At 42.8% G+C, this 6,815-nt stretch carries 5 protein-coding genes; 2 read left to right on the top strand and 3 right to left on the bottom strand.

Annotated features, from left to right (window positions below; genetic code table 11):
* Positions 1 to 1,487, bottom strand: a 1,487-nt coding sequence (locus VB732_RS22045) for a histidine kinase dimerization/phospho-acceptor domain-containing protein (RefSeq protein WP_323233034.1), incomplete at its 3' end; no start/stop codon positions are given.
* Positions 1,488 to 1,782: 295 nt separating this feature from the next.
* Between VB732_RS22045 and VB732_RS22050 the strand changes: the two genes are divergently transcribed.
* Complete coding sequence (locus tag VB732_RS22050) at positions 1,783 to 2,523, top strand: RibD family protein (protein WP_323233035.1); 741 nt, start codon at positions 1,783 to 1,785, stop codon at positions 2,521 to 2,523.
* Between the two features lie 149 nt (positions 2,524 to 2,672).
* Positions 2,673 to 3,866 (top strand): GNAT family N-acetyltransferase, encoded by a 1,194-nt coding sequence (locus VB732_RS22055; RefSeq protein WP_323233036.1) that lies wholly within the window; start codon positions 2,673 to 2,675, stop codon positions 3,864 to 3,866.
* Between the two features lie 145 nt (positions 3,867 to 4,011).
* Here the strand turns inward: VB732_RS22055 and VB732_RS22060 are convergent, their stop codons facing one another.
* Complete coding sequence (locus tag VB732_RS22060) at positions 4,012 to 4,872, bottom strand: fructosamine kinase family protein (RefSeq protein ID WP_323233037.1); 861 nt, start codon at positions 4,870 to 4,872, stop codon at positions 4,012 to 4,014.
* A 116-nt stretch (positions 4,873 to 4,988) separates the two neighbouring features.
* Positions 4,989 to 6,269, bottom strand: a complete 1,281-nt coding sequence (locus tag VB732_RS22065; RefSeq protein ID WP_323233038.1) for a pitrilysin family protein — start codon at positions 6,267 to 6,269, stop codon at positions 4,989 to 4,991.
* Between the last annotated feature and the right edge of the window lie 546 nt (positions 6,270 to 6,815).

Consider the following 6,815-nt stretch of genomic DNA (forward strand, 5'->3'; position numbering starts at 1 on the left):
TGAATTGGTATCGGTTGAGGATCTAACTCGCATTTCAATTGCAAGCCCTTTTGTTGAACATTAACCGATTGTAAATTAATTACCTCTAGCAGTATTTGTCGGAGATCGAGAGGTGTAATTACTACAGAAAGTTTACCTGCTTCGATTTTAGAAATGTCGAGTAAATCATTAATAATATTTAGCAAATGAATCGTTGTTTCATTGGCACGTTTGAGGAAGTCCATTTCTTCTTCCCGGCTATCACATAAGCCATCTTCAACCACGCGAATGCAGCTAATAATAGTATGTAATGGATTTCTCAATTCATGGGAAGTCGTAGCCAAAAACTGGCTTTTAATTTGGTTAGCGTTTTTTGCTTCTTTCCACGCTATTTCTAACTCTTCTGCCCCAGCTTTAAGCCGTTCTACCATTTGGTCTAATGCTTGGGCTAGTTGATTGAATTCTCGAATTTGGAAATTGTGCGGAACTGGTTGTGCAGCGTGGTGAGAGTGAATATTGAGAGCGTAGTCTCGCAATTCTTCTACAGGACGTGCCAAGTAAGGAGCTAGATATATGGATGCTAACAAACTTGCACCAATCAAACCAACTGTCAAAACTATGAGAATTAGTTTGATTTCTTCTAAACCAAAAAGCGCATTATCGACACTAGTAACAGCTAATACTACCCATTTTTGCTGCTGTTGTTGGGTAAGCGGATTTGCGATCGCTGTATAGCCAGCTACTAATTCGTTCCCTTCTTTAAAAGATAAATTTATCGAACTTTTTTGCCCCGCAATTGCATTTTTAATTATGCTCTTGAGTTGAGAAGAATTTGGGTGTTGATTTATATTAGTTCCAACCAATTCTGTAGATGGATGTGCCAAAATTGTGCCATCTTCGGCAATCACTACCATAGTGCCTGTGAGCGATCCCGGCGGATTTATGGTTTTTTGGTACAATGCAGACTGAATACTTAAACTGTAAATTAAATTTTTTCGGCTATCGAACACTGGTGTAGATAACACTACTTGCAATTGATTTTGTGCGTTTCTTTTTCCAGTTATTCCTATCTTTGACGGGAAGATTGCTTTGACATCAATTCCATCACTAGACAAAGGTGCTGTCAACTCTCCAATTGCTTGATCTCCACAGCTACTGGCAATTATTTTCTGGTTTTGCAGATCCGTTAATTGGATGCACTCAATACTGGCTGGAAGTTGTTGCTTTAGCTGCGTGATAATTTCTTGCTCTTGTATAGGCGAACCCGACGGAATTACCATCGTTTTACTTACAACGAGCAAATGGGCTTTTAAGAGAGCGATCGCATCGCCAATTCTCTCCCCTTTAATGATGGCGCTTTCTGTTAGATTTTGACGTGCAGTTCCTAATATGCTAGAACGTGCCTTATTCAAGGCAATAATTTCGCCTATAAGTAAAACTGGGACAAACAGCAGCAATATTTTCGTTACTAAAATTCGACGAAAGGAAGATTGGCGAGAATTAGTCATCGAGTGTCTCACTTTGCATCTGCAAACCACAATAGCAAAGATATGTAATTAGACTGGCTAGATGAGACATTTTATTAAATTATCAGAATTTTATTTTCAATGTTTAAAAATAACAAATTGCTATAATTCAAAAAGAAACGTGGTATACCAAAACCCATATATGCTAAATGCAAAATTAGTTTTTGTTGCATATAAATACAGTGGTAAAATTGTAAAAAAGCAACTTACAGACATGGATTTTTTTGGAGAATCTACATACAAATAAAGTAAATATTCAAACTATCAAATCAATTTAATGTTGCAACATCGTCCTCATACTACAGTTGTTTTAGCAATGAGTGCAGATGGCAAGATAGCTGATTTTAAGCGATCGCCTGCTCGGTTTGGCTCAAGGGTCGATAAAGCACATCTAGAAAAACAAATCGCTGCCTCTGATGCGGTTTTATTCGGTGCTGGTACTCTCCGGGCCTACGGAACGACACTTACTGTATCAGATCCAACTCTAGTAAAACTTCGGGCACAAGAAGGTAAGCCTCCGCAGCCAGTTTATATAGTGACTACACACTCTGCAAACCTCAATCCGGAAATTTACTTTTTTAAGCAGCCAGTTAGACGCTGGCTACTCACGACAAAAGCGGGGGTACTTTCATGGAAAGAACGCTTACAGACGCTTACTTCAACTATAAGAACCGGAACACAAGAGTGTCCCCCAGAATTTGAACAGATTCTGGTTTTTGAAACACCAACGCGAGAAATCGACATTTTGGCAGCTTTGAAGCATCTAGCCAATATAGATATAACACGATTGGTAGTCTTAGGTGGAGGTGAATTAGTCGCTTCCTTACTGGGCTTAGATTTGATCGATGAATTATGGTTAACTGTGTGTCCCTTGATTTTAGGTGGTAGTAACGCCCCCACACCTACAGGAGGGAAAGGATTTTTATCCGATTTAGCTCCCAAGTTGCAACTTTTAGAAGTTCATACAGTTGAGCAAGAAGTGTTTTTGCACTATCGCCTGCAACGATCGGCAGATTAGATTACGCTAAGTTAAGTTATTGGGAATTGGGGATTGGGAATTGGGAATTGGGAATTGGGTTATTAGTTTTTCTCCCCCTGCCCCCTGCTCCCCGCTCCCTGCCCCCTGCCCCCTGCCCCCTGCCTCTTACTAATCCCTACTTCCCTAAGATGGTGGAACAACTTAAGCCTCGCTATTCTGTTGTTTGGACAAACAAAATTGCTGAAGTACCCCAAAATGCCTGGAATGCTTTGGCAATGCCACTCAAAACGCCGTTTTTAGAATGGGAGTGGCTAAACAATATCGAAACCTCCCAGAGTGCTACGGCTAAAACTGGTTGGTTGCCAAATCACTTGACATTGTGGCGAGATCGAACGCTGATTGCGGCTGCGCCACTTTATCTCAAAGGACATAGTTCTGGTGAATTTGTATTTGATCACCAATGGGCAGAGTTAGCCGATCGCATCGGAGTCCAATATTACCCAAAATTACTGGGAATGACACCATTTACCCCAGCAGAAGGTTATCGGTTTTTAATCGCCCCAGGAGAAGACGAAGACGAAATCACGGCGATGATGGTGCATGAAATTGACACTTTTTGCTCCAAAAATCGGATTTCTGGGTGTCATTTTCTCTACGTTGATCCCCAATGGCGGCCGATGCTGGAACGGCATGGTTTTACAACTTGGCTGCACCACAGCTATGTTTGGGAAAATTCTGGGTTTAAAACTTTTGATGACTATTTGAAAGTTTTCAACGCCAATCAGCGCCGCAATATCAAGCGGGAACGCAAAGCTGTAGAAAAAGCAGGTTTGCGATTACAAGCACTGACTGGTGAGGAAATTCCCTACTCTTCATTTCCTTTGATGTACCAGTTTTATGCTGACACCTGTGATAAGTTTGGCTGGTGGGGTAGTAAGTATCTCACAAAGCGGTTTTTTGAGCAGCTACACGCCGATTATCGCCATCGAGTTTTGTTTTTTGCTGCATATAGCGAGGAAGATAATTCTCATCCTTTAGGAATGTCCTTTTGTTTATTTAAAGATGACAAACTCTATGGGCGTTATTGGGGGAGTTTTCAAGAAATAGATTGCTTACATTTTGATGCTTGTTATTATGCGCCGATTGAGTGGGCGATCGCTAACAATATCCAAAGTTTTGATCCTGGTGCGGGTGGCCGCCACAAAAAACGGCGCGGTTTCCCCGCTATGCCCAATCACAGTTTGCACCGCTTTTACAATAATCGTCTAGGACAAATTATCCGTCCCTATATTAAGGAAGTGAATCAACTCGAACAGCAGGAAATTGAGGCGATTAATGCAGAGTTGCCATTTAGTGAGAAAAATTCAGGACTTACGCAATAACTCTCTGAAACCTTATTCCTTTGCGTCCTTTGCGGTTCGTTCCTCACATACAGCGTATTTGAGGTAAATGAAGTACATGGGTAGGGGTACAATATGTTGTGCCCCTACGATATCTGTACCTCACCAAGTTGCAATCTGCTGTAGTTCACCGCAAAATCTGGTCAATCATCCGGTTTGCTTGGGAAGCATAACCGCCGCCGAATAAATTGAAGTGATTCAAAATGTGATACAGATTATAGAGGGTTTTTCTCTGCTCATAACCTGGGTGTAAAGGAAAGACTTCGTTGTAACCTTGGTAAAATGCTGCGGGGAACCCACCAAACAATTCTGTCATGGCAATATCAACTTCGCGATCGCCAAAATAAGTTGCTGGATCAAAAATCACAGGTTCTCCTGAGTTAGTACACCCAGCATTTCCACCCCATAAATCGCCATGCACTAAAGAAGGTTGTACCTGATGCGTCAATAGTTCAGGGATTGCTGCTAATAATTTTTCTGAAGAGGGGAAATTTCCTCCGCGTCGCCTTGCCAACTGAAATTGATAACCCAGGCGATGTTTAATATAAAATTCTGTCCAATCTGCTGTCCAAGTATTGATTTGAGGCGTTGAACCAATGGTATTGTTAATTTTCCAACCAAAGCCTTCACTACTGCTAGCTTGATGCATCGCCGCCAACTTGCGCCCCATCTCTTGCCATAAATTGCTGTTACCGTTACCAAGTTCTAACCATTCCAGCACGATGTAGCTAGAATTCTCAGCTACACCCCAGCAAATAGGTTTAGGGACACGAATACTAGCTGTTGCTAGCATTTCCTTTAAACCCAATGCTTCAGCCTCAAACATCGCAGCTTGGGATGCTTGGTTCAGCTTGACGAAGTAGGTAATGTCACCATTAGAAACAGCATAACCTTGGTTAATGCATCCGCCACCAACCGATCGCCGTTGCTGACTCTGAAATTTTTCGCCAGTCGCCTGGCTAATATGGGTGTCGATTTGAGTCCACATGATTAAATTGGGGATTGGGGAGTGGGGAGTGGGGAGTGGGGCAGGGGGCAGGGGGCAGGGAGCAGGGGGAAAAATACCAATTCCCAATTCCCCATTCTCAATTCCCCATTTTTAATTTACGGCTTAACGACAACCACACCATAAGCATTTGGGGAAAGATACTCTTTGGCTGCTTGCATTAAGTCAGTTGCATCTTGGCTCTGAATATGATCTGGGTAGTTCAAGGCGGGTTCTAAATCTCCCACCAAGGAATGATAATAACCATACAACCCAGTGCGATCGCTTGGTGTTTCGTTACCAAAAATAAATCTGTTCGCTACTCGCCGCCGTACACGGGCAATTTCTGACTCTGCGACTAACTCGGTTTGAACTGTGCGAATATGTTGAGCGATCGCATTTTCTACTTCTGCTAAATTTTCCACTGCACATTTAGCTGAAATATAAAATGTCCCTTGTAGTTGATTGCTCATATTGCTCACAGAAATTGAAGAAACCAATCCCCGTTCTTCTCGTAAATCCCTCACTAGTCTTGATGTCCGTCCATGTCCCAACACTCCTGCTAAAACATCCAATCCATAGGTGCGATCTAACTGCACCATTCCTGGAACCCGCCAAACCATTACTAGTCTTGCTTGCTGGAGACTTTCATCTGTAAATTCTCGACGGACAATTTCTGTAAATGGTGACTCAGTGGGGAGTGGGGAGTGGGGAGTGGGAAGTGGGGAGTGGGGAGTTTTAATGGCTTTGGTAAATCCTTCAGCAACGATCGCAATTAATTCTTCCACAGGCAAATTACCCACAGCTACAGCAGCAATTGACTGGGGTTGATACCAACTAGTATGGAAATCCCGCATCTGCTGGGGTTTAAGTTGGGAAATCACCGATTCTGGCCCCAATACTGCACGGCGATAAGGTAGCTCATTATAGGCTGTTTCCATTGCCCGTCTAAATGTCCGCCTTTGAGGATTATCTTCTGAACGTCTAATTTCCTCTAAAACTACTAATCGCTCACGTTCAAAAGCATCATCAGGAATACTAGCATTTGATACTACATCTATTTGTAGTGGAGCAAGTTCGGCAAAGTCTTTAGGAGCAGTGGTTATATAGTAATGAGTATAGTCTTGGCTAGTCGCGGCATTAGTGACAGCACCCCGTTCTTCAATTCGCCGTTCAAACTCGCCGCTAGCCAGTCGTTCTGTTCCCTTAAAAATCATGTGTTCTAAAAAGTGAGCCATGCCGTTAATAGCATCAGATTCGACGGCTGAACCAACTTTAATCCATACGTTGAGGTTTACAGCATCAACTGGCATCTGTTCCGCAATTATTGTCAAACCATTGGGTAACTGATGCAGGGTTGGGCTATGAAGACGAGTTAAATTCGGCAGGGTTGAAGTCATTGCTACTTGTGCGAGGAGCTACGTTACTTCCTTATCTTATCCGTGACTGAAGAGACAGGGGAGGAGGGGATAGGGAGCAGGGAGCAGGGAGCAGGGGGACAAGGGGACAAGGGGGAAAAGAATTTGAGCCTTGTTTACTTTTTTTCACACAGTATCAACAACTGCGAACCCCGAATCAACAAATGCGAACCCCGAATCAACAAATGTGAACTCCGAATCAATAAATGTGAACTCCGAATCAACAAATGTGAACTCCGAATCAATAAATGCGAACTCCGAATCAACAAATGCGATCGCCAAAATAACAAATGTGAACTCCGAATCAATAAATGCGAACTCCGAATCAACAAATGCGATCGCCAAAATAACATTAGAAAGGGGAAACTAAAACATCTAATTCCCTCCCCTTTACAAGCTACGGTGTACATACAAGTCGTGAAATTCCACCTGACGTTTGGTTTCGTCCTCTAGCAATAGGATTGTGCGATGGCGTACCCGCCCGCAGGAGGCGATCGCTCTGAAAGTCTGTTATTGCGAACGCGAACA

Origin of the sequence: Nostoc sp. UHCC 0252 (assembly GCF_034931145.1) — a bacterium.
Lineage (GTDB): Bacteria > Cyanobacteriota > Cyanobacteriia > Cyanobacteriales > Nostocaceae > Nostoc.

Bases quoted from the DNA above. Each gene is read 5' to 3' on its own strand.
- VB732_RS22050 (WP_323233035.1), top strand. From the start codon at position 1,783: ATGTTGCAACATCGTCCTCATACTACAGTTGTTTTAGCAATGAGTGCA.
- VB732_RS22055 (WP_323233036.1), top strand. From the start codon at position 2,673: ATGGTGGAACAACTTAAGCCTCGCTATTCTGTTGTTTGGACAAACAAA.
- VB732_RS22060 (WP_323233037.1), bottom strand. From the start codon at position 4,872: ATGTGGACTCAAATCGACACCCATATTAGCCAGGCGACTGGCGAAAAA.
- VB732_RS22065 (WP_323233038.1), bottom strand. From the start codon at position 6,269: ATGACTTCAACCCTGCCGAATTTAACTCGTCTTCATAGCCCAACCCTG.